Source organism: Rhodococcus sp. NPDC003348, assembly GCF_053589375.1.
Genome location: NZ_JBSFRT010000022.1, coordinates 1 through 25,055 on the forward strand (window position 1 = coordinate 1; position 25,055 = coordinate 25,055).

Annotated in this window: 25 protein-coding genes; 11 read left to right on the forward strand and 14 right to left on the reverse strand. The window is 68.9% G+C overall.

Annotated elements, in window-relative coordinates; genetic code table 11:
- Positions 1-48: 48 nt before the first annotated feature.
- Both ACWDU4_RS15675 and ACWDU4_RS15680 read right to left on the reverse strand, forming a co-directional pair.
- Positions 49-1,374, reverse strand: coding sequence for a class I SAM-dependent methyltransferase (locus ACWDU4_RS15675; protein ID WP_450114828.1), 1,326 nt, complete (start codon positions 1,372-1,374; stop codon positions 49-51).
- A complete protein-coding gene (locus ACWDU4_RS15680) occupies positions 1,371-2,771 on the reverse strand; it encodes an FAD-binding oxidoreductase (protein WP_450114901.1) in 1,401 nt (466 codons plus the stop codon). Before ACWDU4_RS15680 ends, ACWDU4_RS15675 begins: the two co-directional genes overlap by 4 nt.
- A gap of 270 nt (positions 2,772-3,041) precedes the next feature.
- Here ACWDU4_RS15680 and ACWDU4_RS15685 point away from each other — a divergent pair, with 270 nt between their 5' ends.
- Entirely contained in the window at positions 3,042-3,476 is a 435-nt protein-coding gene (locus tag ACWDU4_RS15685) for an SRPBCC family protein (RefSeq protein WP_450114829.1), read from the forward strand.
- 33 nt (positions 3,477-3,509) lie between these two features.
- Here ACWDU4_RS15685 and ACWDU4_RS15690 read toward each other — a convergent pair whose 3' ends face one another.
- The gene (locus tag ACWDU4_RS15690; RefSeq protein ID WP_450114902.1) at positions 3,510-4,304 is read right to left on the reverse strand and encodes an Rv3717 family N-acetylmuramoyl-L-alanine amidase; all 795 of its coding nucleotides are present in this window, start codon (positions 4,302-4,304) and stop codon (positions 3,510-3,512) included.
- Positions 4,305-4,447: 143 nt separating this feature from the next.
- On the opposite strand from ACWDU4_RS15690, the gene ACWDU4_RS15695 reads away from it, so the two are divergent.
- Both ACWDU4_RS15695 and recR read left to right on the forward strand, forming a co-directional pair.
- On the forward strand, positions 4,448-4,747 hold the full coding sequence (locus ACWDU4_RS15695) for a YbaB/EbfC family nucleoid-associated protein (RefSeq protein WP_450114830.1): 300 nt from the start codon (positions 4,448-4,450) through the stop codon (positions 4,745-4,747).
- A gap of 11 nt (positions 4,748-4,758) precedes the next feature.
- Positions 4,759-5,367 (forward strand): recombination mediator RecR, encoded by a 609-nt coding sequence (gene recR, locus ACWDU4_RS15700; RefSeq protein ID WP_450114831.1) that lies wholly within the window; start codon positions 4,759-4,761, stop codon positions 5,365-5,367.
- Between the two features lie 12 nt (positions 5,368-5,379).
- On the opposite strand, the gene ACWDU4_RS15705 is transcribed toward recR, so the two are convergent.
- Complete coding sequence (locus tag ACWDU4_RS15705; RefSeq protein ID WP_450114832.1) at positions 5,380-6,123, reverse strand: DUF899 domain-containing protein; 744 nt, start codon at positions 6,121-6,123, stop codon at positions 5,380-5,382.
- Positions 6,124-6,224: 101 nt separating this feature from the next.
- Positions 6,225-7,154 carry a LysR family transcriptional regulator gene (locus ACWDU4_RS15710; protein WP_450114833.1) on the reverse strand — a complete coding sequence of 310 codons (930 nt, stop codon included), beginning with the start codon at positions 7,152-7,154 and terminating at the stop codon, positions 6,225-6,227.
- Positions 7,155-7,298: 144 nt separating this feature from the next.
- Between ACWDU4_RS15710 and ACWDU4_RS15715 the strand changes: the two genes are divergently transcribed.
- The 3 genes from ACWDU4_RS15715 (at position 7,299) to ACWDU4_RS15725 (ending at position 11,202) form a co-directional block, all read left to right on the forward strand.
- A complete protein-coding gene (locus ACWDU4_RS15715; RefSeq protein WP_450114903.1) occupies positions 7,299-8,678 on the forward strand; it encodes an NAD(P)/FAD-dependent oxidoreductase in 1,380 nt (459 codons plus the stop codon).
- A gap of 198 nt (positions 8,679-8,876) precedes the next feature.
- Positions 8,877-10,340, forward strand: coding sequence for a lipase family protein (locus ACWDU4_RS15720; RefSeq protein ID WP_450114834.1), 1,464 nt, complete (start codon positions 8,877-8,879; stop codon positions 10,338-10,340).
- Positions 10,341-10,425: 85 nt separating this feature from the next.
- Entirely contained in the window at positions 10,426-11,202 is a 777-nt protein-coding gene (locus ACWDU4_RS15725; RefSeq protein WP_450114835.1) for a VOC family protein, read from the forward strand.
- Between the two features lie 265 nt (positions 11,203-11,467).
- Here the strand turns inward: ACWDU4_RS15725 and ACWDU4_RS15730 are convergent, their stop codons facing one another.
- The 4 genes from ACWDU4_RS15730 to ACWDU4_RS15745 are packed head-to-tail and all read right to left on the reverse strand — an operon-like array spanning position 11,468 to position 15,151.
- On the reverse strand, positions 11,468-12,094 hold the full coding sequence (locus ACWDU4_RS15730; RefSeq protein WP_450114836.1) for a maleylpyruvate isomerase family mycothiol-dependent enzyme: 627 nt from the start codon (positions 12,092-12,094) through the stop codon (positions 11,468-11,470).
- A gap of 56 nt (positions 12,095-12,150) precedes the next feature.
- Positions 12,151-12,867 (reverse strand): type 1 glutamine amidotransferase, encoded by a 717-nt coding sequence (locus tag ACWDU4_RS15735; protein ID WP_450114837.1) that lies wholly within the window; start codon positions 12,865-12,867, stop codon positions 12,151-12,153.
- Positions 12,860-14,116, reverse strand: a complete 1,257-nt coding sequence (locus ACWDU4_RS15740) for a MurT ligase domain-containing protein (RefSeq protein WP_450114838.1) — start codon at positions 14,114-14,116, stop codon at positions 12,860-12,862. The genes ACWDU4_RS15735 and ACWDU4_RS15740 overlap by 8 nt, the downstream gene beginning before the upstream one ends.
- 30 nt (positions 14,117-14,146) lie before the next feature.
- Complete coding sequence (locus ACWDU4_RS15745) at positions 14,147-15,151, reverse strand: EamA family transporter (RefSeq protein WP_450114839.1); 1,005 nt, start codon at positions 15,149-15,151, stop codon at positions 14,147-14,149.
- A gap of 72 nt (positions 15,152-15,223) precedes the next feature.
- Here ACWDU4_RS15745 and ACWDU4_RS15750 point away from each other — a divergent pair, with 72 nt between their 5' ends.
- On the forward strand, positions 15,224-16,117 hold the full coding sequence (locus tag ACWDU4_RS15750) for a LysR family transcriptional regulator (RefSeq protein ID WP_450114840.1): 894 nt from the start codon (positions 15,224-15,226) through the stop codon (positions 16,115-16,117).
- Positions 16,118-16,232: 115 nt separating this feature from the next.
- Here the strand turns inward: ACWDU4_RS15750 and ACWDU4_RS15755 are convergent, their stop codons facing one another.
- On the reverse strand, positions 16,233-16,622 hold the full coding sequence (locus ACWDU4_RS15755) for an SHOCT domain-containing protein (protein ID WP_450114841.1): 390 nt from the start codon (positions 16,620-16,622) through the stop codon (positions 16,233-16,235).
- Positions 16,623-16,771: 149 nt separating this feature from the next.
- On the opposite strand from ACWDU4_RS15755, the gene ACWDU4_RS15760 reads away from it, so the two are divergent.
- Both ACWDU4_RS15760 and ACWDU4_RS15765 read left to right on the forward strand, forming a co-directional pair.
- The gene (locus ACWDU4_RS15760; protein ID WP_450114842.1) at positions 16,772-17,197 is read left to right on the forward strand and encodes a DUF6325 family protein; all 426 of its coding nucleotides are present in this window, start codon (positions 16,772-16,774) and stop codon (positions 17,195-17,197) included.
- Between the two features lie 13 nt (positions 17,198-17,210).
- A complete protein-coding gene (locus ACWDU4_RS15765) occupies positions 17,211-17,588 on the forward strand; it encodes an SHOCT domain-containing protein (protein WP_450114843.1) in 378 nt (125 codons plus the stop codon).
- A gap of 84 nt (positions 17,589-17,672) precedes the next feature.
- Here ACWDU4_RS15765 and leuA read toward each other — a convergent pair whose 3' ends face one another.
- Positions 17,673-19,481 carry a 2-isopropylmalate synthase gene (gene leuA / locus ACWDU4_RS15770; protein WP_450114844.1) on the reverse strand — a complete coding sequence of 603 codons (1,809 nt, stop codon included), beginning with the start codon at positions 19,479-19,481 and terminating at the stop codon, positions 17,673-17,675.
- Positions 19,482-19,821: 340 nt separating this feature from the next.
- Here leuA and ACWDU4_RS15775 point away from each other — a divergent pair, with 340 nt between their 5' ends.
- Positions 19,822-20,511, forward strand: coding sequence for a pentapeptide repeat-containing protein (locus ACWDU4_RS15775; RefSeq protein ID WP_450114845.1), 690 nt, complete (start codon positions 19,822-19,824; stop codon positions 20,509-20,511).
- On the opposite strand, the gene ACWDU4_RS15780 is transcribed toward ACWDU4_RS15775, so the two are convergent.
- From ACWDU4_RS15780 to ACWDU4_RS15790, 3 genes are all read right to left on the reverse strand, one after another.
- Positions 20,508-20,735: a hypothetical protein gene (locus ACWDU4_RS15780; RefSeq protein ID WP_450114846.1), complete on the reverse strand. Its 228-nt coding sequence runs from the start codon at positions 20,733-20,735 to the stop codon at positions 20,508-20,510. The genes ACWDU4_RS15775 and ACWDU4_RS15780 overlap by 4 nt on opposite strands.
- Positions 20,736-20,824: 89 nt before the next feature.
- The gene (locus tag ACWDU4_RS15785; protein ID WP_450114847.1) at positions 20,825-23,443 is read right to left on the reverse strand and encodes a LuxR C-terminal-related transcriptional regulator; all 2,619 of its coding nucleotides are present in this window, start codon (positions 23,441-23,443) and stop codon (positions 20,825-20,827) included.
- A gap of 193 nt (positions 23,444-23,636) precedes the next feature.
- Entirely contained in the window at positions 23,637-23,975 is a 339-nt protein-coding gene (locus ACWDU4_RS15790) for a GNAT family N-acetyltransferase (RefSeq protein WP_450114848.1), read from the reverse strand.
- A 98-nt stretch (positions 23,976-24,073) separates the two neighbouring features.
- Between ACWDU4_RS15790 and ACWDU4_RS15795 the strand changes: the two genes are divergently transcribed.
- Positions 24,074-25,051, forward strand: a complete 978-nt coding sequence (locus ACWDU4_RS15795; protein ID WP_450114904.1) for a pirin family protein — start codon at positions 24,074-24,076, stop codon at positions 25,049-25,051.
- The last annotated feature ends 4 nt before the right edge of the window (positions 25,052-25,055 follow it).

Below are 25,055 nucleotides of genomic sequence, written 5' to 3' on the forward strand. Positions count from 1 at the left end.
GTTTGCGGGTCCCTGGACCCGCAAACCGCGCACGAGCAGCGGAGCTGCCTAGGCCTTCCACCACGGACGCAGGGGCAGGTCCGCCTTGCCGCTCCGGGGCAGCTTGACGGCGAGGACCTGGTGCAACTGAATGACGTTGCGCTCGAATCCGAGTTGCGAGCCGGCCATGTACAGGCCCCACACCTTGGCGGTGCCCTCGCCGACCTCGGCGACGCAGTCGTCCCAGTTGGCCTCGAGATTGCGGCACCATCCGGCGAGGGTCAGGGCGTAGGACTCACGGAGGTTCTCCTCGTGGCGCACCTCGAGCCCGATGTCCTGGATCTCGGTGATGATCCGTCCCGAGCCGGTCAGCTCGCCGTCGGGGAAGACGTAGCGATCGATGAAGCCACCGGCGCGCGCGGTGTGCTTGTTGTCGGGGCGGGTGATGCAGTGGTTGAGCATCAGCCCACCGTCACGCAGCTTCGACTTGATGAACCCGAAGTACGACGGGTAGTTGTGCACGCCGATGTGCTCGGTCAGGCCGATCGACGACACCGCGTCGAACCCGGTCTCGGCGATGTCGCGGTAGTCGGAGTGCCGGACCTCGGCCAGATCCGACAGGCCCTCCTCGGCGATCGCCTGCTGCGCCCACTCGGCCTGCTCGGCGGACAGCGTCGCGCCGATCACCTTCACGCCGCGGCGGGCGGCGTAGCGGACCATTCCGCCCCAGCCGCAACCGATGTCGAGGAGGCGGTCGCCCTTCTTCAGGTTCAGCTTCTCGAAGACGAGGCGGTACTTGTTCTCCTGCGCGTCCTCGAGCGACTGGTCGTCGGACTCGTAGGCCGCACAGGTGTACGTCATCGACGGGCCGAGGACCTTCTCGTAGAAGGCGTTCGAGACGTCGTAGTGGTGGTGGATCGACTCGGCGTCCCGTGTCTTCGAGTGGCGCAGACCCTCCGCGATGCGCCGCCACCGCGGCAGCGACTCCTGGGGCGGGGGAGCGATGGGCTTGAGCACGTCCCAGCCGAGGGATCGGGTGATCAGGGCCAGTTCGCGGGGCGACGGCCGGCTGAAGTGCAGTTGCTCGCCGAGCACCCGCAGGACCTCGTACGGGTTCCCGGGATGGGAGCCGGTGACCTCGAGGTCACCGGAGATGTAGGCGCGGGCCAGGCCCAGGTCGCCGGGGGCGGTCACGAGATAGGTGGTGCCTCGGGGCGAGCGCAGGTTCAGGTGGAACTGCGCATCCGGGGATCCGAGCGAACTGCCGTCGTACGCAGTGAAGTACACCGGCAGATCCTTGCCGACGACGATCTCGAGGATCTCGGCGATCGACAACTTGCCGCCCTCGATTCCGTGCGCTCGGGCTGTGGTCCTCGGCTCCTTGAACATGGTCATTTGCGTTGCACCGCCTTCGAATACAGGTCCAGTAAACGTGAGTCCGGGTCGTACTTCTTCTTCAATCCGTCGTAGCGTTCGCCGCCGTAGAGCGCGGTGAACTCGTCCTTCGAGTAGTAGGCGTCCGAGTACAGCGACTTGTGGCCGTCGAACTCGGTCACGGTGCGCTCGATCAGCCGGTTGGTCGCGCCTTCCGGTTCTCCCGCGACGATCGGCACGGACGACCAGAACCCGATGTTGACATAGGTCCGCTTGGGTTCGAGGGGGTACAGCGGCCACGGCCGATCCGCGGCCGCGCCGGGAGGCGCGGGTTCACGCAACCGCAACGGGCACAACCAGATCGGTTCGATCGGGACCTCTCGCAGGAACCAGTGGACGAAATCCGCGGTCCGCTCGATCGGCACCTCGACGTCCTGGACCACCCGCTCGCGTGGGGGCAGGCCCTTGCGCTTCTCGAGCCGGTCGCCGATGTCGTACTTCTGGTCCAGGCCGATCAGCTTCCAGTAGAAGCTGCTGCGGAGCCAGCGTTTCGGCCACCAGCGCCGGATCTTCGGGTTCTGCGTCCCGAAGGCCCGTGAGCACCAGAACCAGTCGGTGTCCCATCGCCACAGGTAGTCGTGGATGGTCAGCCGGTCGGTCTTCGGGTGGTTGACCGACTCGTGCTGGATGGACCGGTAGTAGATGTCCATGCCGGTGTAGTCGGACACCGGGCCGGGCTCGTCGGTCTGGGTGCCGAGCGTCAGGTAGGACTCGGTCGCCGAGAACACGACGCCGTCGAGGTAGTCCACCGCGACGCCGTCGTGGGTCCGGGTGCGGGCGATCGTGTCCATGGTCGCTTGCAGGGACTCGACGTCGTCGAATCGTAGGTGCCGGAGTGCCACATAGGGTTTGACGGTCTCGAGTTGGATTCGCAGTCGGGTCGAGTAGCCGAGGGTGCCGTACGAGTTCGGGAACCCGTAGAACAGGTCGGCGTGGTCGCCGTCCGGGGTCGCCTCGACGATCTCGCCGCTGCCGGTCAGGACGTCGATCTCGAGCACCGACTCGTGCGGCAGGCCGTTGCGGAACGAGGTGGACTCGATGCCGAGCCCGGTCACCGCTCCGCCCAGCGTGATCGTCTTGAGCTGCGGTACCACCAGTGGCGCCAACCCGTACGGCAGTGTCGCGGCCACGAGGTCTTCGTAGGTGCACATTCCGGCGACGTCGGCGGTCCGGGCGACCGGGTCGACCGAGACGACCCCGGACAGGCCCGACACGTCGAGGCCCGGGGCGTTCGTCTTCGCCCGGGCCCGGAAGAGGTTCGACGTCTTCTTCGCGAGGCGCACCGTCGCGGAGGGCGGGATGGCGTGATAGCTCGCCAACAGACGGTCGACCCCCACTCTGTGGGCCTGTGGCCCGATCTCGAGCGGAGTGGTCGATCGTCGGTCCGAGCGCCTGCGGAATGCACTGGAAGTGACTGCCACCCTTCGACGCTATCCCCTGATGGGGGTTCCGGCGACGGAAGGTGGCCGACGCGTCGCGGAATCGGTGCCCGGGAATCCGACGGTGGGCGCCCTGTGATACGAGGCACAGGGTTCCCAAGGGGGTGGCCGGACACGCCTCGGAGCAGGCACGATGGGCCGTACACGGGGCAGGCGTCCGGCCGACCCGTCAGGAGTGAGGAGTGCCCGGTGGGACAGGTCAGTGCCAGCAGTTCGGTCGAGGTCGGGGCGGCTCCCGAGGCGGCGCTCGCCGCGATTGCGGATTACCAGACCGTGCGCCCGCGCATCCTGACCGAGCACTACTCCGACTACCGGGTGCTCGAGGGCGGGCAGGGCGCGGGGACCGTGGTGCAGTGGGCGCTCAAGGCGACCGAGAAGCGCACGCGCAACGTCAAGGCCGCGATCACCGTGGCCGGTGACACCGTCACCGAGTCGGATGCGAACTCCAGCATGGTCACCACCTGGACCGTGACCCCGCACGGGTCCGGGTCGACGGTCACGACCACAACGACGTGGAACGGTGCCGGCGGCGTCGGCGGCTTCTTCGAGAAGATTTTCGCCCCGCTGGGGCTCAAGAAGATTCAGGCCGCGGTTCTCGAGAAGCTGGCCCGCGAACTGGGCTAGGACGGTGGGCGGGCCTCCCGATCCCCAGCGGGATCAGGAGGTGCTCCCCAGATACACGACGACGCCGCGCACCACGGCCTGCGCATAGCGGGCCCGGCCGGCGTCGTCGGTCATTTGCCGGGCCTCGCCGGGGCTGCGCATGTTGCCCAGTTCCACCAGGATCGACGGCCGTTCCGACAGGTTCAGCCCGGCGAGGTCGGCGCGGGCCTGCAGGCCCTGGGTGCCGGTGTAGGTCGACGGGGCCAGGCCCTCGTCGACCAGCGCGTCGCGCATCGTCGTCGCGAACGTCACCGACGGTCCGGCCTGCGTGTCGTTGAGCGGCGGCGCCGAGTAGCAGACGTGGAATCCGTGCTGGCCGGGCTCGGCGCCGTCCGCGTGCACCGCGACGACGGCGTCGGCGGAGGACGCGTTCGCGGCCGCCGCCCGCTCGTCGACGCAACTGCCGACGGAGGTGTCGTCCGACCGGCTGAGCATCACCCTGGCGCCCAGTGCTTCGAGTTCGGTGCGCATCAACCCGACCACCTCCCAGGTGAAGGTGTGTTCCGGGTAGCCGTCGGCGGTTGCGGTGCCGGTGGTCTGGCAGTCCTTCGTGTCGCCGCGACCGGTCGGGACCTGGGCGGTGATCGCGGAGTCGTGCGATCCACTGTGCCCGGGGTCGAGGAACACGGTCTTTCCGGTCAGCGGGGTGGCGGAGGCGTGCTGCTCGTCGGCGCCCTCCGGGCGTGGCGCGGTGGTGGTGCCCGGCTCGCCGGCCGTGACGGCGCCGTCGGTGGGGATGGTGCAGCCGGTCAGGGCGACGGTGAGCGTGACGGCGGCAAGAGCGCCCAGCCGGGTGAGGGGAACCCTGGCGGCGCGCGGGCCGCGAGGCCGTGACGTCGCTCGCACGCGCCCACCGTAGCCGGGTGCGTCTACGCTGGCGTGCAAACACGCGCAGAGAGGACCGCAACGTGCAACCCGGTGGACAACCCGACATGCAGCAGCTCATCGCCCAGGCGCAGCAGATGCAGCAACAGCTCATGGCCGCTCAGGCCGAGATCGCCCAGGCGGAGGTCACCGGGCAGGCCGGTGGCGGCCTGGTGACGGCGACGGTGAAGGGCACCGGCGAGGTGGTGGCCCTGGCCATCGACCCGAAGGTCGTCGACCCCGAGGACGTCGAGACCCTGCAGGACCTGGTGATCGGCGCGATCGCGGACGCGTCGGCCAAGGCACAGGAGATCGCGGCCGGCAAGCTCGGTCCGCTGGCGGGCGGCCTGCCCGGACTTCCCTTCTAGCGAGGCGGAGCGTGTACGAGGGTCCGGTCCAGGATCTGATCGACGAGCTCGGCAAGCTGCCGGGAATCGGGCCGAAGAGCGCGCAGCGGATCGCGTTCCACCTGCTCGGCGTCGAGCCCCCGGAGATCGAGCGGTTGCAGAACGCGCTGCAGCGGGTGCGGGACGGCGTGCAGTTCTGCGTCGTCTGCGGGACGGTGTCCGACAAGGAGAAGTGCCGGATCTGTTCCGACGACCGCCGCGACCGCACCGTCATCTGCGTGGTGGAGGAGCCGAAGGACGTGCAGGCGATCGAGCGGACCCGTGAGTTCCGCGGTCGCTACCACGTGCTCGGCGGCGCGCTGGATCCGCTCAGCGGTGTCGGCCCCGATCAGCTCCGCATTCGGGAGTTGCTGGCGCGCATCGGAAATCAGGAGGACGGGGTGGACGTCGCGGAGGTGATCATCGCGACCGATCCGAACACCGAGGGGGAGGCGACCGCGACCTATCTGGTGCGGATGCTGCGCGACTTCCCGGGACTGACCGTCACCCGGCTCGCGTCGGGACTGCCGATGGGTGGTGATCTCGAGTTCGCCGACGAGTTGACGCTCGGGCGGGCCCTGTCGGGACGTCGCACGATGTGACGCGGTGCCCGGTCAGGACGTGAAGTCCGGCCGGGCACCGTGTGTCGTGTCGCTGCGTCCCTTCGGTTCCTCCCACTCCTCCTGTCGGCCGAGGGCGGTGAGGTCGAGGAAGTAGTACGAGCCGCCCGTCGACTCCAGACCGCGTGCGTACTGCGAATAGGTGTGGAACACCCGGTCGTCGACGCGCAGGAAGCAGCTGCGGCCCGGCATCTCGAACGGCTGCTCGTAGTCGAAGAAGTCGCTACCCATCGCCTCGAACTCGGCGCGGCTGCGGTAGTTGTACCGGGCGGGGGTGACCGACTCGTCGATCGTCACCCCGAAGTCGTAGTTGAAATCCGACCCGTGGGACGAGTACCACGGCAGGTCCCAACCGCGCTCGGCCTGCCAGCGCTGCAACTTCTCCAGCGGTGCGCGCGACACCATGGCGTAGGCGGTGTCGCGTGCACGCAGGTGCTCGAGGAATCCCTGCGACAACTCGTCGGTGCCCGCGGTACAGCTGGGACAGCCCTCGTCCCAGGACGGGTCGAACATGAAGTGATAGACGATCAGCTGTCGCAGGCCGTCGAACAGGTCGAGCAGCCGCACCGGGCCGGTGGGGCCGTGCAGGACGTAGTCCTTCTCCACCGCGACCATCGGCAGGTTCCGGCGCGCGGTGTTGAGGGCGTCCCGCTGCCGGGTCAGCTCCTTCTCCCTGGTGAGAAGTTCGGTGCGGGCGGCCAGCCATTCGTCGTGGGTCCCGATCCTCGGCAGGTTCATGGCGATCTCCTTCGTGGTCGTGCCCCCGGATCCCCCCGACAGGTTCGACCCTTCCAGCGCCCCGAACTCATCGCCAGGGGCCACGACCGCCGATGGCTTCACTACAGTCCGGGTTCCTCCGGGTCGGGGAGCGCGGGACCGTGGGTGCCGCCGGGTTTGATGCTCTGCCGCAACGAGCTCACGAGGTCGGCCATCGCGGGCGAATCGGTGGCATCGCTGCGCACCACGCCGCATACGGGTACCCGCAGTCGGTTCCCGGCTTCGCGCATGACGCGCAGTCCTGTGCGGGGTGTGTTGTCGGTGACCGTGCTGGCGTAGAGCACGGTCCATGCCCGTGGGTTCGTGATCACGTCGAGGGTGGCGGTGTGGTCGCGGGCGATGGGCGGCCCGAACTGGACCCGGCGCCCGACCTCCACGAACGCGTCCTCGATGACGCTGTGGATCAGGACCTGACTGTGCCGGGGCGGCAGAAGCAGGGGGTACGGGGCGAGTTCGCCGAGTTCGACGGTGGAGAACGCCGAGAGCGGGTGCTGGCTCGAGGTGACGATGAGGAGGTCCTCGACGCCGAGCTGGACGGTCACGAGGCCTGGGCGGTCGACGGCACCGCGGATGAGTGCGATGTCCGCGTCCCCGGACGCGACGGCGTCGACGCGCTCCGCGAAACTCTTGATCACGAACTCGATGTCCAGGTCCGGGTGCCTGCCGCGGACACCGGCGATCGCGTCGAGGCTCTGCGGCGCGAACGTCATGTTCGCGGTGATCCGGACCCGGTTGCGTGGCTCCTTGACGACGGCATGGGCCTGGGTCTCGAGGCTGAGCACCTGCTGGGCGATCGGCACCAGCCGGGCTCCCGCGGCCGTCAGCCGCACCACCCGGGTGGACCGGTCGAACAGCGAGACACCCAGCTCGTGCTCGAGCTTGCTGACCTGGTGACTGATCGCGGACTGCGAGATGAAGCACTTCTCTGCGGCGCGGCTGAAGCTCAGCTCCTCGCTCACCGCCAGGAAGTAGCGGAGCTGCCGGAAGTCCATGGAGACATCCTACTTATGAGCAAACGCGATAACTGAATTGCGAATAGTCCACGACAGTGGCGAGATGACGCCGTAAATACTTAGCGTGGCTCTCATACGTCTGATTCAGCGTTGATTCAGTAGGAGGTTTCCGTGGGTGAGGCAGTGAAGGACAAGACCGAGGTCGTCATCGTGGGGTCGGGCTTCGGCGCGCTCGCCACCGCGAAGAAGTTGGCCAAGGCCGGCAAGCCCTTCGTGCTGATCTCCGAGACCACCGAGCACCTGTTCCAGCCCCTGCTGTACCAGGTGGCGACCGGTGTCCTCGCCGCGGGAGAGATCGCGCCGTCGGTGCGCGCGATCCTCGCCAAGTACCCGAAGGCGGACGTCCGGCTCGGTCGTGTCGTCGACGTGGACGCCGAGGCCAAGGAGCTCGTCTACGAGGCCGCAGGCCAGCGGCACACCCTCGGCTACGACTCGCTGGTCGCCGCCACCGGCGCCCGGCAGTCGTACTTCGGACGGGACGAGTTCGCAAAGGTCACCTTCGCGCTCAAGACCGTCGACGACGCCGAGCGACTGCGCGCCCAGATCGTGCGCTGCTTCGAGGAGGCGCACACCACCTCCGACGCCGAGCGCGCGAAGAACCTGCTCAGCTTCATCGTGATCGGTGCAGGCGCCACCGGTGTCGAGCTCGCGGGTCAGATCAAGGAGCTCGCCGGCCGCTACTTCGAGCAGTCGATTCGCGGGATCACCGCCGAGGACGTCACCGTCACCCTCGTCGAGGGCGCGGGTGTCGCGATGCCGGCCTATGGCGGCAAGCTCAGCGAGTACACCAAGGCGTCGCTGGAGAAGGCCGGCGTCGAGGTCGTGCTGAACACCCTCGTCACCGACATCGACGAGCACGGCGCGACGTTCAAGGCGCACGGCGAGCAGGAGGGCGTCCGGCGCACCGCCGAGACGGTCATCTGGTCGGCGGGCGTGCAGGCCAACGACTTCGCGGCGGTCCTCGCCGAGCGCACCGGCTGCGAGACGGACCGCGCGGGCCGACTGCTGGTCAACCCCGACCTCACCGTCGGTGGTCGCGCCGACATCTTCGCCGTGGGCGACATGACCTCGCTGAACAACCTGCCCGGCCAGTCGCCGGTCGCGATGCAGGGCGGTCGCCACGTTGCGCGGACCATCCTCGGCAAGACCAAGCGCGGCACCCCGTTCAAGTTCCGTGACAAGGGCAGCATGGCGATCATCAACCGCTTCCGCGCCGTGACCAAGGTCAAGAGCATCGAGCTCACCGGGTTCGTCGCGTGGGTCCTGTGGCTGGCCGTGCACATGGTGTACCTGGTCGGTTTCCGGAACCGATACGTCGCGGTGATGTCGTGGTTCGGCTCCTTCCTCGGCCACCGCCGACCGCACTTCCACTACGCGCAGGAACCGCAGAACATCTCCGAACCCATTGTCGCCGAATCTGATTCGGAGGATGAAGAGATCAAGCCCGAGGTGATCAAGAGCGTCGTTCCGAACGGCCCGAAGGAGCCGGTCGCCGTCTCCTGACGCCACCCGCCGAACGCCGAGAACCGCGGTCGCCCTTCCGGGTGGCCGCGGTTCTTTCGTGTCGGCACCGGTGCCCGACGATTCGGACGAATCGGGTCCACCGTCCTCCTCGTAAGTTCGAAAACCTAAGTGTCGACGCGGGTTCCGTGATCCTGCTCCGCCGCGACAGGGCATCGGGCCGGTGCTAGCGTGCCCGCCATGCGTATCCAGCACGGGGGTTTCTGGGTTCGAATGTGGGTCACCGCGGTGGCGCTGGCGGTGGCGGTCGGTGGCGGTGCCACGACGGCCGCGGCACAGTCCAGCGGCAGCGCGGGCGGCGAGGGATCGGTCGGCACCGGATCGCTGACCGACGGGACCGGTTCGGACGGCACGCTGCTCAACGGCACCACCCTCATCACCGGCTCGCTGGGGACGGCGTCGGTGGCCCGGTCTCCGCTGGGTTCCGTGCTGCCGCCGGTGGTCGGCTCGATCATCCCCGAGCCCGACCTCGACCCGCCGGGTCTGGAGACGCTGCGCCTGGAGATGCTGCCGGCGCCGCTCGGGGAACCGTTCTTCGACGAGTACCCGCCCGGTCTGCCCGGCATGGCGAACGGCGAGGTCATCGAGACACGTGACGTGACCACGGTGGCCCGGCAGTTCCTGCGTGGTCCGGTGCGGGAGGTTCGCCAGTTCAAGGTCAAGACAACCGATGCGCTAGGCGAGGCGTCCTTCGCGACCGCCACCCTTGTCGTCCCGGCAACCCCGTGGGCCGGTCCCGGGCCGCGGCCGGTGCTGGTGAACAACGTCCCGATCAACGGTCTCGGCAGGGCGTGCACCCCGGCGCACACCCTCGCCCACGGCATCACCCCGTCGACGAACCCGTTCGAGTTGCTGCGCCCCGTCACCTCGAAGGCCGAGGAACGGGGCTACGCGGTGCTCATTCCGGACCACGAGGGCCCACGGATGGCGTACGGGGAACCGTTCGTGGCCGGGCACGCGATCCTGGACACGATCCGCGGCATGCGCACCCTCTACCCCGCGGAGTTCGGCACCAGCAAGCTGGCGATGATGGGGTACTCGGGCGGTTCGATCGCCACACACGGTGCGGTCAAGCTGATCGACTCGTACGCACCGGAACTGAAGTCCGACATCGCAGGAGCCGCGATGGGCGGGGTGCCCGCGGACTTCGAGATGCTCGGCCGCACCATGAACGGCAACCTCGCCGGGGGACTGTTCCTGGCCGCGTTGTTCGGGGTCTCCCGCGAACGGGTGCAGATCCTCACCCTCGCAAACAGTTTGGGGCAGCAGCTGGGCGTCTCGGGGCTCAAGGACCAGTGCGTCGGGGTGCTCGCCCTCGCCGGCATTCCCGGTGTTCCGGCCGAGGCGTTGGCCAATGTGAAGAAGGCACTGGATTCACCTGTCGCACACGAGATCTACGACATCACGAAGATGGCCGACCACACAGCCGGTGCTCCGCTGTACATCTACAACGGCGGTCAGGAGTTCTGGATCCCGGCACTCGGCGCACGCAACCTGTACGACGAACAGTGCGCGAAGGGGGTCAGCGCCGTGTACCGGCAGGTACCGGGTGAGCATGTGGTCGGTGAGATCACCGGGAACTCGGGGGCGTTCGACTGGATCGACGCGAGACTGCGCGGGGAGCCTGCCCCGAACGAGTGCTGACCGCGGCGCCCGGAACATATCGGGGTGTGCGCGTAGGTTGGGGATGCACCAGTCCTCGGCAGTTCTTTTGCGATAGGAGTCCGTTGTGCCCCAACGTCAATCACTGGTCGGCGCCCCGTGTTGGGTCGACCTGTTCACCTCCGGCCCGTCGCGGGCGGTCCCGTTCTACGCCGGCCTTTTCGGCTGGGCCTGCGACACCAACGCCGATCCTCAGTACGGTGGGTACGCCATCTTCAGCAAGGACGGCCAACCGGTCGCGGGCATGATGAAGCAGGGGCCGGACGATCCCTACGGTGACGTGTGGACCGTGTACCTCGAGTCCGCGGACGCGGCCGCCACCGTGGAGAAGGCGTCCGCCGCGGGCGGTCAGGTGATGATGCCCGCGATGCAGGTCGGGGACCAGGGCACCATGGCCGTCCTCAGCGATCCGGCCGGGGCCGTCGTCGGGGTCTGGCAGCCCGACCGGCATCCCGGGTACGGGCGGTGGGGCGAGCCCGGCACACCCGCCTGGTTCGAGACCATGTCCCGTGACTACCGCGCCGCGCTGCCGTTCTACTCGGAGGTCTTCGGGTGGGAGTACGCGACGCTGTCGGACACCGATGACTTCCGGTACTCGCAGGCCAGGCTGAACGGCGGCGAGATCGCGGGTGTCATGGACGCCTCCGGTTTCCTGCCCGAAGGGGTGCCGTCGTTCTGGCAGTTCTACCTCGGGGTCGAGGACACCGACGCCGCGGTGGCGAGGGTCGTCGAACTCGGCGGCAGCGTCGAGCGACCGGCCGAGGACAGCCCGTACGGCCGGCTGGCCACGGTGACCGACCCGCTCGGGGCCCGGTTCCTGATCGTGCAGCCGCCCGCCGAGTAGCGGCGTCCGTGCCCCGTACCCGTCCCGTGTCGGGCGGGTACGGGGTTTACGGTGACATGCTCGAATTCGGCCGAAATCGCCTGGTCAACACTATTGCGTGGGGTGCAGGGCCGGGCGTACCGTGAGTGTTGCGGATCAAGGAAAAAGCGAACTGGTAACGGCTCGAACAACCTTGAGAAGCAGAGATCCGGCCGGGAGCGCGATTTATCGCTACGTTCTCGGCCGAACCCCTGTCTGGGGGCGGTCCACGAAGGGGCGCGGCGCGCTACAGGCGTTCCCGGAGGGTGCCCACGCCCTCGCCGGTGAGTCCGTCGAGGCCGGCTGCGCGTCCCGTCATCGCCATCAGCAGGTCCAGCATCGGTCCCGCCACCTCGGGGCCCGAACCGATCGTCCAGGCGGTGTCCGTCGCCCGCAGCGACAGGCCCTCGATCCGGTTCTTCGTGCCGATCAGCAGGTTCGATCCCTTGTAGAAGTCGGCGACTCGCACCAGTGCGTCCATCGGATACGTGTGGCCGATGGCGAGGGGGCGACGGATGTCCTCGGCGTGGACGATCGTCTCACCGAGCCACGAGTCCACCGGTCCCGGCGGGGCAGAGGTGGACGTGAGCACGGAACGGAACTCGGCCAACGTGTCGGCCGGGGTCCCGCGGGTCTCGGCGGCGACGTTCTTGGCGGCGAACGTCTCGAAACGCAGGCCCGTTCCCACCATCTTGGTCACGAACCTCAACGGTGTCATCTTCGCCGTTGCCGTCATGTGGCCGAGGGTCTCCCACACCGACCACTGCGTGCACAGCGAGGGCGAGGACCACTGGTCGTCGGTGAGGTCGGCGAGATCGTCCGCCAGCGCGGCGCGTTCGGCGTGAATCAGCGGCCACGGCTCCGAAACGGGCATGTCCCCTCCCTGGATCGAGGTGGGTGTACCTCGGAAGCTACACCGGTCGGAGAGGGTCAGCGACCGACCGCGAGCCTCTCGCGCCGCAGTCGGTCGACCTCCGGCAGGTCCAGGGGCGCGAGCGAGTCCACGCCCAGTGCGCGGGCCAGCAGCAGGTCTGCCAGTTCCGGGTTGCGGGCGAGCGCAGGGCCGTGCATGTAGGTGCTGATCACCGACCCTTGCACCACACCCTCGTAGCCGTCGCCGACCCCGTTGCCGACGCCGTGGGTGACCGACCCGAGCGGACGGGCGTCCGCGCCGAGCGCGGTACCGCCGCGGTGGTTCTCGAACCCGGTCAGTGGCTGGCTCAGGCCATCGATCAGCGGTCGGGTGATCACCTCGCCGATCGCACGGGTCTGCTGCGGGGAGGTGGTGACGTCGAGCAGCGAGACGCCCTCGACCCGCTCCCCTGCGGAGGTCTCGTACCAGTGCCCGAGGACCTGGATCGCTGCACAGATCGCCAGCACCGGCGCGCCCCGCTCCGCCGCCTTCTGCAGTCCGGGATAGCGCTGCAGGTGCCGGGTGGCCAGGCGTTGCGCCGAATCCTCTGCTCCGCCAAGGGTGTACACGTCGAGGGATTCGGGAACCGGGTCGGACAGGGTGATGTCCACGATCTCCACGTCGATCCCGCGCATCCGCAGTCGCTGACGGAGGATCAGCGCGTTGCCGCCGTCTCCGTAGGTGCCCATCACGTCGGGAAGCACCAGTCCGATCCGCACGGTCGACTCAGACATGCTCGGCTCCCTTCGTGACGGCGGTGTTCAGATCCCGGAACGCGGTGTAGTTGGCAAGCACCTCGACCCGGCCCGCCGGGCAGGACGCGATGGCACGCAACGGATCCGGTTCGAGGGAATGCTCGACGCCGGCGTAGGTGAGCCGGACCGCGAGGTCGGTGGCGCGCTCGCCGGATGCGACGACCTTGACGCCTTCGAAGTGCTCGAAGCGCACGTCCCACAGCCAGGACAGGTCCTCGCCGTCGGGCACCTGGCCGTTCACCGCGATGACGAGACCGTCCACGGTGGGGTCGATCATCGACAGCGCCTCCTGCCAGCCGGCGGGATTCTTGGCGAGCAGCATTCGTAGCGAGTGCGGGCCGACCTGGACGGCGGCGTACCGTCCGGCGATCTCGCGCACCCCCGCCGCCGCGGCGACCGCGGCCGTCGGATCGGCGCCCAGCGCGACGGCCGCGGCCACCGCCTGTGCCGCGTTGCCGCGGTTCGCGCGCCCGGGCAGGGTCAACGACATCGGGATGACCAGACCGTCCGGCCCGTAGAGGTTTTCGTCGTCCAGCCACCAGTCCGGGGTGGGCCGCGCGAAGTCGGCACCGGTGCTGCGCCAGTTGCCGTCGGCGTCCCAGACGATCGGCTCGCCGCTGCGCGGACAACTGGTGGCGTCGTTCGCCCAGCCGGAGCCCGCGGCCACCCACACCACGTTCGGGTTGTCGTAGGCGGCGGAGGTGACCAGCACGTCGTCGCAGTTCGCGACCACGACCGCATTCGGGTGCGCGGCGAGGCCGGCCCGCAGCCGACGCTCGATCATGTTGATCTCGCCGACCCGGTCCAGCTGGTCGCGGCTGAGGTTGAGCAGCACGATCGCCTGCGGGTCCAGCGCGTCCGCGACGTGCGGGGTGTGCAGCTCGTCCACCTCGATGGCGGCGAGTTCGGCGTCGATGCCGACGCTGAGGGCCGCGACGATCCCGGCGTCCATGTTCGCACCGTCCGCCTGGGTGGCGACCGTGCCCACGGTCGCGAGCGCCGCGGCGGTCATCCGGGTGGTGGTGGACTTGCCGTTGGTGCCCGTCACCAGCACGGTCCGCTTGCCGCGTCCCAGCTGCGTCATCAGAGTCGGGTCGATCTTCAGGGCGATCAGCCCGCCGATCATCGACCCCTTACCCCGTCCGGCCTTCTGCGACGCCCAGGACGCCAGCGCGGCCGCGCGCAGTGCGAGGCGTCCTCGTGCGGAGAATCGAGTGCTACTTGCCACGGGCGCAGTTTTCCACACCACGTCGCCGGGTCAGGAGCGTGCCGGGGCCGGGGTGGGCAGTGCCACAGTTGCCGGCTCGCCGGCGGACACAGTCGCCGGATCCCCGGCGGGTACGGCCGGCAGGGTTCCGATCGGTCGGGGGGTGCGCGGACGGGTGACGCCGAACAGGCAGCCGCCGACGACCACCACCGCGCCGACCAGGGCCAATGCGGTGGGTCGCTCGTCGAGGACCAGCCAGGCGGCGCCGATCCCGACCACCGGTACCAGCAGCGAGAACGGGGCCACCGTCGACGCCGGGTAGCGGCTCATCAACCCGGTCCACAATCCCGACCCGACGATGGTGCCCAGCGCGACGACGTAGGCCAGTCCGGCCAGTGCGGGCCACCCGTCGGTGGTCAGCGACGAGCCGAGTGCCGACCATCCCGCGGTCGGGCCCTCGATCACGGCGGAGAGCGCCAGCATCGGCAGGGGCGGGATCACCGTCATCCACAGCATCAGCCGCATCGGCGACCCGGTGTCCGTGCCTGCCCGGCGGTCGGCGGTGCCCGCCTGCCTGCTGCCGATGTTGCCGAGGGCCCAGCCGAACGCGCCGCACAGGGTCAGCAGCAGGGGGAGCAGGCTCGCGTGGGTGAAGCGGTCCCAGCCGATCGCGACCATGCCGCCGACCGCGACGACGATGCCGACCACCTGCCTGCGGCCGACCCGTTCGCGCAGCAGCAGCGCGCCGAGCAGCACTGTCATCGGTGCCGAGGCCTGCAGCACCAGCGACGCCAGGCCGGTCGGCATGCCGGAGTCCATCGCCCAGAACAGGAAGGCGAACTGCAGTACACCGAATCCGGTGCCGTAGAGCAGCAGCCAGCGCAGCGGGACGTTGGGGCGCGGCACGAACAGCACCACCGGGATCGCGATCACCAGAAATCGCAGGGCGACGAAGAAGAACGGCGGGAAGTGATCGAGGCCCGCGCGGATCGCCAGGAAGTTCAGGCCCCACAGCAGAGCGACGAGGATCCCGAGCAGGCGGTCGCGGTTGGTCATGCGATCAATCGTGCGGTCACCTAAACATCAGGACAATCGAATATTGGTTCACCAACGATGTAATTTTGCTACATGGATGTGGTGCGGCTGCGGGTACTGCGGGAGCTGGCCGACCGAGGCACGGTCGCCGCGACCGCGTCGGCGCTCTCGCTGACCCCGTCCGCGGTCTCCCAACAGCTCAAACTGCTCGCCCGCGAGGCCGGAGTGCCGATCCTGGAACCGGACGGCCGACGCCTGCGCCTGACGGACGCCGGTCGTGCGCTCGTCCTCCGCGCCGACGACGTCCTGGCCGCGCTCGACCGTGCCACCGAGGAGATGGCGTCGTACGCAGGTTCACCGAGGGGCCGGGTGCGGCTGGCGATGTTCCCGTCCGGTGCCGCCCTGTTGCTGCCGGGGGTGCTGACCCGGATCGCGAACCTCGGGGTCGAGGTGGACGCGCGGGACGTCGACCAGCCCGCGTCGGAGGTCCCGCGATTGCTGGCGGACTTCGACGTGGTGGTCACCCACCGCGACGAACGCGCGCCCGCACTGGTCTCCCCGCGAGTGCGTTTCGAACCGTTCCTGCGGGAACCGATCGACCTTGTGCTCGCGCCGGACCACCCGCTCGCCGGCCGCCCACAGGTCGCGCTCGAGGAGTTGGCCGAGGAGAACTGGATCAGTGTGAGGGGCGGGTTCCCGGTCGACGACGTGTTGCAGTCCGTCGCCTCGGCCACCGGGGTGCAACCGCGAGTCGTGCAGCGGATCAACGACTTCCGGGTCATCGAGGAACTCGTGCTCGCCGGGCACGGTGTCGCATTGATGCCGCGGTACGTCCCCGCGCATCGCGGGTTGGTGAGCAAGCGCCTCACCGGGGTTCGCGCTGCACGGATCTACGAGCTCGCCACCCGGCCCGCCGCCGCCGAACGTCCCGCGGTCCGGGCGGTCCTCTCGGCAGTACGCGCGCAGGCGGCCGTCGTCGGCGGGTGACCGGCCCCGATCGGTCGAGCCCACGGTGCCGGTGCGGGAGGCGCACCCGGCCACGAACGACAGCGCTCCGGGCACCCACGCGGGGTGCCCGGAGCGGTGTGGAAACGACCGGCAGCTAGCCGAGTGCCTTCCCCTTCAGCGCGGTGAACTCCGCCTCGGTGATGGTGCCGGAATCGAGTAGCGCCTTGGCGTCCGCGATCTGGTCGGCCGGTGATTTACCGGCAACGGATTTGATGTAGGCGTCCTGTTCGGTCTTCATGTGCTGCGCGGCCGCCAGCGAGCGCTGGGTCATGCCGTCTCCGCGCGCGATCAGGTAGATCAGCGCCGTAAGGAATGGCACGAAGATCAGGAAGAACACCCACACCGCCTTCCACCAGCCCGAAAGCTTGTGATCGCGGAACATGTCTCCGATGATCGCGAAGAGCAGCATCAGGTACGCCACGAAGGCGAACGTGATGAGGATCAGCCACAGGAAGTCCCAGAACGAGTCGACGGCAGAGTTCATCGGACGCCTCCAATTCACGATAGTGATTCGATTGTTGGATAGAGGATCGCTCTCCGGCCGGGGCCTGCGCCTCATCCGCAGCAGGTGAGATCGGTCCTCATCCGCGGCGGGTGATGCGCACCGGTGGCCTGCAGGACGAGAGTGGACGCATGGACGAGACGGTGAACATCGGGCCGGTCGAGCTGGTCGTGCTGGCGTTTCCGGGCGCCAAGGTGGATTCCGCGACGGTCGCGGCGCTGCAGAACGTGGTGTCACGTGGCTACGTGACGCTTCTGGACCTCGTCTACATCCACAAGGACGAGGCGGGCAACATCACCCAGGTGGACGTCGACGAGGACCTGCAGGACGTGGGCCTGGAGATTCTGTCGATCGAGGCGAAGGCACTGATCAGCGACGAGGACCTCGACGTGGTCCGGGAGTCGCTGGATCCGGGCAGTTCGGCCGCGATCATCGTGTACGAGCAGACGTGGGCACGCGAATTCGTGTCGAGTGCCCGCGCGGCGGGTGGCGAGGTCGCGCTGCACGTCCAGATCCCACACGACGTCATCGTCGCCGCGGTCGAGGCCGCACTCTAGGGAAGGAAGAGCAATGGTTTTCAGGGCAGGGCGCGTGGGGCGTCCGGGACTGCTCGGCACCGTCGCGCGGACCGCGGTGGTCGCGGGCACCGCCAGGGCCACCACCAACGCGATGGACCGGCGGGCGCAGCGCAAGTACCAGGAGCAGCAGGCCTACTCGGACCAGCAACAGCAGGAGCAGGCGTACCAACAGCAGCAGTACGCCCAGCAGGCCGCCGCCCAGCAGGCCGCCGCCCAGCAGGCCGCGGCCCAGCAGGCGGCCGCACCTGCGCCGGCCGCGCCCGCGGAGGACGACATGATCGCCAAGCTCAAGCAGCTCGGTGAGCTGCACCAGGCCGGCGTGCTCAGCGACGACGAGTTCGCGGCCGCCAAGGCAAAACTGCTGGGCTGACGCGGCACTCTCCCCGGCTACGACCGAAGGGCCGCTTGTTCGGCTGATCCGAACAAGCGGCCCTTCGGTCGTTGGCAGGGGAGCTCAGTGAGCGCGGTTGACGGCGGAGACGACCGCGCGCAGCGAGGCGGTGGTGATCGAGGTGGCGATTCCGACGCCCCAGACGACCTTGGTGCTGCCGTCCGGCAGCGTCACCGCGGCCTCGACGTAGGCGGCGGCCTGGGCGTCGTCGCCGGCGGACATCGCGTGCTCGTTGTAGTCGAGCACCCGCACGTCGAAACCGATGGTGGAGAGCGCGTCGACGAACGCGGCCAGCGGACCGTTGCCGGAGCCGGAGATTTCCTGCTCCTTGCCGTCCACCTTCACCACGGCGGTGATGGCGTCGGTGCCACCGTCCTCCTCGGATGCGGTCACCTTCTGGCGCATCCGCTCCAGCGGGATGATCGGCGCCAGGTACTCCTCGTGGAAGACGTCCCACATCTCCTTCGGGGAGACCTCACCGCCCTCACCGTCGGTGATCTTCTGGACGGACTGGGAGAACTCGATCTGCAGGCGGCGGGGCAGCTGCAGGCCGTGGTCGGCCTTCATGATGTACGCGACGCCGCCCTTGCCGGACTGCGAGTTCACCCGGATGACGGCCTCGTAGGTGCGACCGACGTCCTTCGGGTCGATCGGCAGGTAGGGCACCTGCCACACGATGTCGTCGATGTCCGCGTCCTGCGCGTCCGCCGAGAACTTCATGTCGTCGAGACCCTTGTTGATCGCGTCCTGGTGGCTGCCGGAGAACGCGGTGTAGACCAGGTCGCCGCCGTACGGGTGCCGTTCGTGCACCGGCAGCTGGTTGCAGTACTCGACGGTGCGGCGGATCTCGTCGATGTTCGAGAAGTCGATCTGCGGGTCCACGCCGCGGGTGAACATGTTCAGGCCGAGCGTGACCAGGCAGACGTTGCCGGTGCGCTCACCGTTGCCGAACAGGCAGCCCTCGATGCGGTCCGCGCCGGCCTGGTAGCCCAGCTCGGCGGCCGCGACACCGGTGCCGCGGTCGTTGTGCGGATGCAGCGACAGGATGACCGAGTCGCGGCGGGCCAGGTTGCGGTGCATCCACTCGATCGAGTCGGCGTACACGTTCGGCGTAGCCATCTCGACGGTCGCCGGCAGGTTCAGGATGACCGGGTTCTCCGGGGTCGGCTGCAGCACCTCGGTGACCGCGTCGCACACCTCCTTGGCGTACGACAGCTCGGTGCCGGTGTAGGACTCGGGGGAGTACTCCCAGCGCCAGTTCGTGTCCGGGTACTTCTTCGACTCCTCGAGCACCAGCACCGCGGCGTCGGTGGCGATCTTCTTGATCGCGTCCTTGTCGGCGCGGAACACGACCCGGCGCTGCAGGATCGAGGTGGAGTTGTAGAAGTGCACGATGACGCTCTTCGCGCCCTGGCATGCCTCGAAGGTGCGGGTGATCAGTTCCGGCCGCGACTGGGTCAGCACCTGGATGGTGACGTCGTCGGGGATGGCGTTGTCCTCGATGATCTCGCGGACGAAATCGAAATCGGTCTGGCTCGCCGACGGGAAGCCGACCTCGATCTCCTTGTAACCCATCCGGACCAGCAGGTCGAACATGCGGCGCTTGCGGGCCGGGCTCATCGGGTCGATCAGTGCCTGATTGCCGTCCCGCAGGTCCACGGCGCACCACTGGGGGGCGCGGTCGATCACCTTGTCCGGCCAGGTGCGGTCGGCGAGCGTGATCTGCTCGACCTCCTCCGCGAACGGCTGGTACCGGTAGGTCGGCATGGAGGAGTTCTTCTGGGTGTTCCAGGCGGGCTGATCGGCGGGCGCGGGCTTGGACGGCGGCGTGATGGTGCGCGATCCGGAAGTAAAGGCGTCGGCGGGTGACATTGACGAATCTCCGAAATAGAGGGGACGGGTAGTCCTAAAGGTGAATCGACCGGCGCGACTGAACCCCGCGACGGGAGCCGGTCTGAAATCAGACCCCGTCGCGGCAGTTAAGAAGGAGCGCCCGCTGCATGTAGGGCAGTCTACCCGCTGGTCGGATCGGCCGGACCGGCGCCCGGCGAGATCACAGCACTCGCCCGCGTGTCGCGCGGACCGTCATCAGCGTTTCCTGGACGCTTGTTTTACGAAACATCCACCGCGGTCGTGACCGTTTCGTTAGTGTGTGCCGGTCTAGGCGGATTCAGCCCTCTATCGGGGGTTTCACTGGGGAAGCGAGATCGACATGTCGGTACTGAACAGCAGGCGTAACCATGTGCGGGCCAGGCTCGGCGTCGCGGCCGCGGGCGCTGGTCTCGTCCTGGCCGGGCTGGTCGTATCGGCGCCGGTGGCGTCCGCCGACACGGTCGTCGGCGGCTGCACGATTGTGTCGGATCCCACGGAGACAACCTTCACCGACTGCGCGGGCGCCAACCTCGCCGGCGCGAACCTGTCGGGTGTCGACCTGTCCCATGCGAATCTGTCCGGTGCCAATCTGCTAGGCGCGGACCTGACCGACGCGACGTTGGTGGGGGCGAACCTCTCCCAGGCGAACTTCTACCTCGGCCTCGCGTCCGGTGCCGATCTGACCGGTGCGAACCTCAAGAATGCCAATCTGTCGAGTGCGGATCTCAACGGCGCCAAGCTGACGGGCGCCACACTGACCGGGGCGCGGCTGTCCGGCGCCAAGCTGATCGGCGCGGACCTCACCGGTGCAGTCGGTGCGGACCTGACCGGCGCGGTCACCACCGCCGACGATCCGGATGCCGAGACGAGTGGCGGCAGCTCCCTCCCGTTCCCGATCAACGTCACCGGCTCTGCGAACGACGCCGGCGTCGGCGTCGACACGGGCGGCAACACCGGCACCGATCCGAGTGGTCCCTTCGGGCTCAACATCACGGGTTCGACGAACAACAGCTTCGTCGGAGTCGGCTAGGGCTCGGGCAGCCGCCGCATCTCGATCACAGTCAGACCGAGGGCGTCGAACCGGGCGAGCATCGCGCGCAGTTCCTGATCACCGTCCACCGGGCCGGTGAGGCGCGTGTGGCCCGCTGGTGCTCCGACACCTGCCAGCTCGGGGAACGCCGCCAGTGCCCGTGCCGACAGTGTGCCGCGCACCAGGAACTCGTAACGGACCCGGCCGTGAGGTCTCTGCGACACTGCCGCACCTCCCGTGGTCATCCGGCTGCTCGTGTCCGAGCCTGCCGGACCACGATGTGGCGGACCTCACCCGTCGATGGTGAACTTCGCTAGAGCAGGCCCCGGACTCGGGCCTCGGCGATGGCCTCCTGCCGGGTCCGGACCCCGAGCTTTCGGTAGATCCCGCGCAGATGGGTCTTGACGGTGTTCACCGAGACGAACAGGTCCGCTGCGATCTGCTCGGCGGTGCGCCACGACGGCAGCTCCGTCAACAGTTCCCGCTCCCGTGAGGTGAGCAGGGTGGCGCGTCCCGCAGCGGCGGGGACGACGGCGCGGACCTGTTCGGCGAATCCGTCGAGAACGCCGAATCGGCCACTGTGACGGTCCAGCAGCGACCGGATCGTTCCGCCGCCGCCGTCGAAGAACGGACGTCGGATCCCCTCGGGCTCGGCGAGACGCAATGCCTCGGTGACCGCGGCCCGGGCCCGGAGGTCGTCGTGCCGACGGTCGGCGATCGATGCGTCCAGCAGCCAGGCGTGGATCAATGTGACGGGTGCCGTGCAGCTCAGCTCGCCCGACAACACCGGCTCCAGTTCCGTGCTCGCGGCGTCCACCCGCCCCCGGTGGGCCGCGGTCATCGCCACGATCAGCGCGAGCTCGCCGCCGCGCCCGAGGACGCGCGCGGTGTGTGCGGACAACTGCCCGAGGTGTGGTTCCTGTCCTTCGTCGAGCAGGATGCGGTGGACCACCGGGGCCAACAGCGCGACCGTGCCCGGCGGCAGCGGGTGCCGCGCCGCCGACTCGAGGTGCGCGTGGATCGCCACGCCCGACGGCCGCCTCCCTGTCGTGTCCGACCGTCGGAGCAATTCCCGAACACAGGCCGCGGCATCGGTGATGGCGTCGTCCGGGCACTCGGTGAGGGTCTGATGTTCGGCGTCGTCCGGTGCCGCCGGCGGGTCCATCCTCAGGTAGCGGCCCCAGTCGCGCATCAACTCCGCGAGCCGGACATGGGTGCCGCCCGCCAGGTCACGGCTTCGGCCGAGGCCGATTGCCGCCGAGGCGTGCCGGTCCATCGTGCCGAGTTCGCAGCGGAAGGCCGCCTCCGCCGCGAGCCAGGTCAACGCCTCGACCTCGAGCGCGGGCAGGTCCGCGGATCGCGCGGTCGCCGCCGCGGCCTCCAGGTGCTGCCCGGCGCGATCGAGCTGGTCGAGGCACAGCTCGGCGGCGCCCTCGGAGAGCAGGACGAAAGCGTCGAGTTCGGGTTTGCCGGAGGCGCCGGCGTCGTCGTCGTGAAGCCGGTCGAGGGCGTCCTCGACACCGCCGGTCCGCAGCGCGAGCTGTAGACGCAGGGTGTGTTCGAGCAGACGCGAGTGCGGCGTCTCGGTGGTCGTGGTCGAGCCGGCCGCTCCCAGGACGGACGCCGCGGCCGCTTCGTTGCCGCGGGCGATCTCCGCGGCGGCGCGAACGAGGCGGGCGGTGCGGCCCGATCGCACTGACGGTGGCGCGTGGTCGAGGACCTCGATCACCTTCGCCCCGTGGCCACGGAGGACCGCCCCGAGGCCGCGACCGGCGAGCAGGGACCGCAGGGCCCGGATGTCGCCGGCGTGCTGCGCGTGCTCGAGGGCCCGCGCGTCGGCGCCGGACTCGGCGAACCATCGCGACGCGACGTTCTCCAGATCGGCAACCGCGCTCCGCCCGAGCCGGCTCACTTCCGCGCGCAGGTAATCGCGCAGGAGCGGGCGGAATCGGTACCAGCCGGGCCGGCCCGCCACCCGTTCGAGGGGGAAGTTCTCCCGCTCCAGGGTGTCGAGGATGCCGCGGGCGTTCGGGTTGCCGGTGAGGGCTTCGGCGAGTTCGACGGTGAAGCTGTCGGGAATCGACGACTCCACGACGAAGGCGCGTTCCGCCGGATCGAGGTGATCGAGGACCTCGCCGACGAGGTAGTCCGCGACCACCTGGTTGTCCCCGCCGAAGTCCGCGATCACCGCGGTCGGGTCGGCGGAGCGGCCCAGGACGATCGCGGCGAGCCGGAGCCCGACCGCCCACCCCTGCGTCTGCTCCCACACTGCGTGCAGGTCGTCCGTGTCGAGGGTGACGGGGTGGTCGGAGAACAGCTGCGCGGCCTCCTCCTCGGTGAATGCGAGCTCCTGTGGAGGGAAGTCGCGGACACGCCCGTCCAGTCGCATCCGATGCAGTGCCAGCGGTGGCTCGTACCGGGCGGCGAGCACCGTCCGGACCGTCGGTGGCGCCCAGCGCAGAAACGCCCCGAGCGCTTCGAGAGCGGTCGGGGCGTGCAGTAGGTGTACGTCGTCGAGGATCAGCAGGATCGGTCTGCTCAGGGTTCCGAGTGATTCCGCGACGACGGCCGGATACTCGTCACTGTCGGCGGCCGGAAGGTCGGACAGTGCGTCGAGGACCTCGGCGTCGGCGGTGGCACGCAGTGCGGTGAGCACCGGCGCCAGCGGTTCTCGCTCGTTGTCCGACTCCTGGACGGTGAGCCACGCGGTCGTCGGGGCGTCTTGTCCCGCAGCGGTTTCGGTCACCCAGTCGGCCAGCAGCATCGTCTTGCCCGACCCCACGGGTGCGCTGAGCAGGGCGACGGAACTCGGCGTCCCCTCGGGTGGCGACATGGTGGCGGAAAGGGCCTCGTGCAGCCGGTGGCGGCGGATCACCGCTCGCCCGTAGGCGGGTACCCGCGCCCGACGGGTGGTGCAGTTCGCGACGGACATCTCTGGCCTCGTTCCTCGCGGGTATCGCGCCGGGGCTTGCGCACCGGCATTGCCCCGCGGGGAACCCCGCGGGGACCAGCGATTTCGAATCGTATTACGAGGGGGCTGTTTTCGCGCGTCGGACTTACCACGAAACGGACACGAGATGGTTACGAGGAAGGTGCCCCGTCGATGTGGCCGGGGCCAGGGGCGGTCACTGGGCCCGGACCGCGGCGATCGCCTCCTCTGTCACCGGATCGACATGAGCGTCGAAGTCGTGGTGGCGTTGCAGGTACTTCGCCACGTACGGGCAGATCGGCACGATGCGTCGGCCGCTCGCGACGGTGGCGGCGAGGGCGTCGTGGACGAGGATCGCGGCCAGACCCTGTCCCGCGAAGCGTTCGTCCACCTCGGTGTGGAAGAAGATCCGCTGTTGACCGTGGTCGAGGTACTGGGTGAGGCCGGCGAGTTCGTCGCCGACGGTGATCTCGTAGCGGTCGCCTGCGTCGCGTACGGCGGGGGACGGTGTGGGCGAGGTCGAATCGTCGGTCATGAATCAACTATGGCGCAGTTTCGTTTTCGTGGTGTGTTTGCCCCGGGCGTTACGCTCGACGCTGAATGTCATTCTCGACCGAGAGGATCACCGATCCGATGAGCAACCTCGACCCCGCACCCACCGAGGTCGTGTGCGAGACCTGCGATGGGCACGCGCCGCGCCTGCTCGACTATCGCGAGGTCCCCCTCGGCGGTCCGCGGGCGATGACGGTGCGCCGGTCACTGCCGCAACGAGGCCAGACCCTGATCGGCGCGTGGTGCTTCCTCGACCACTACGGTCCCGACGACGTACGGCACAGCGGCGGCATGAAGGTCGCGGGGCACCCGCACACCGGGCTGCAGACGGTGTCGTGGGTGTTCAGCGGCGAGATCGAGCACCGGGACACCACCGGCGCGCACGCGATCGTGCGGCCGCGGGAGGTGAACCTGATGACCGCGGGTTCGGGGATTGCGCACTCGGAGTTCTCCACGCCGGACACCGCCTTCCTGCACGGCGTTCAGCTGTGGGTGGCGCTGCCGGACGAACATCGTTTCACCGCACCGGCTTTCGAGCATTACGCGCCTCCGGTGCTCGACGTCGAGGGCGCGCAGGCGGTGGTGTTCCTCGGCAGCCTGTTCGGGCACACGTCACCGGTGCGGACCTTCACGCCGCTGCTCGGCGCCGAGCTGACGTTGCAGGCAGGGCAGTCGCTGCGCGTCGAGCTGGACCCGTCGTTCGAGCATGGGGTCATGGTCGACACCGGGTCGGTGACGGTCGCGGGAGTCGATGCGACGATCGGACAGTTGGTGTACCTGCCCGCCGGGCCGGCGGGCCTCGACCTGGTCGCGTCGGCCGAGGGGCCGGTGCGGATCCTGCTGCTCGGTGGAGAACCGTTCGGCGAGCAGATCGTGATGTGGTGGAACTTCGTCGGCCGCAGTCACGACGAGATCGCCGGCTACCGGGAGGACTGGCAGCGCGAACGAGACGACCAGTCCGATCCCGACACGAGCCGGTTCGGCCCGTTCCCGGCGCAGTGGCGACAGACGATCCCGGCGCCGATCCTGCCGAACACCCGGCTCAAGCCGCGGGGCTGATCGC